Source organism: Vibrio ouci (assembly GCF_004551525.1).
Taxonomy (GTDB): Bacteria; Pseudomonadota; Gammaproteobacteria; order Enterobacterales; family Vibrionaceae; genus Vibrio; species Vibrio ouci.
Window position 1 is genome coordinate 1 of the sequence record NZ_SATR01000233.1, and the last position, 447, is coordinate 447.

General features: G+C 35.6%; 1 tRNA gene. It reads left to right on the forward strand.

Annotation, left to right across the window (positions count from 1 at the left end):
* The first annotated feature begins 69 nt into the window (after positions 1 to 69).
* Positions 70 to 140 (forward strand) — tRNA-Cys (locus tag ELS82_RS27985).
* Positions 141 to 447 lie beyond the last annotated feature (307 nt).

Here is a 447-nt window from a genome sequence, read left to right on the forward strand (position 1 = left end):
AAAAAAAAGAAGTTTAGKAAGAAAAAAAGGGGGGGGGKATTTTGGTCTATTTTTTATTTCTATTGCCTTGGCGACATGGCCGAGTGGTAAGGCGGGGGACTGCAAATCCTTTTTCCCCAGTTCAAATCCGGGTGTCGCCTGATCAACAAAAGACGCGAAATACCTTATTCCGTTTTACTGATATATTGTCCCCAATAGAAACAGCGGAGGAAAAAGACTCGTGATATTTCCAAGAGCGCTGCTGCTTATTTTGTTTGCGCTTAATCTTTCCCGATTCTACTAGCAATCATACAAGAACTTCTTATAATTAATTSGTKCTAATKAATTGAATTGGATTTTTTGGATTGTTTCMTCAATGGTATTGGACAAAATCTTTTTTTTTTTTTTTTACTCTGCACCAGCGATACTATTATTATTATTAGTGACTATTATTATTATTAGTGACTA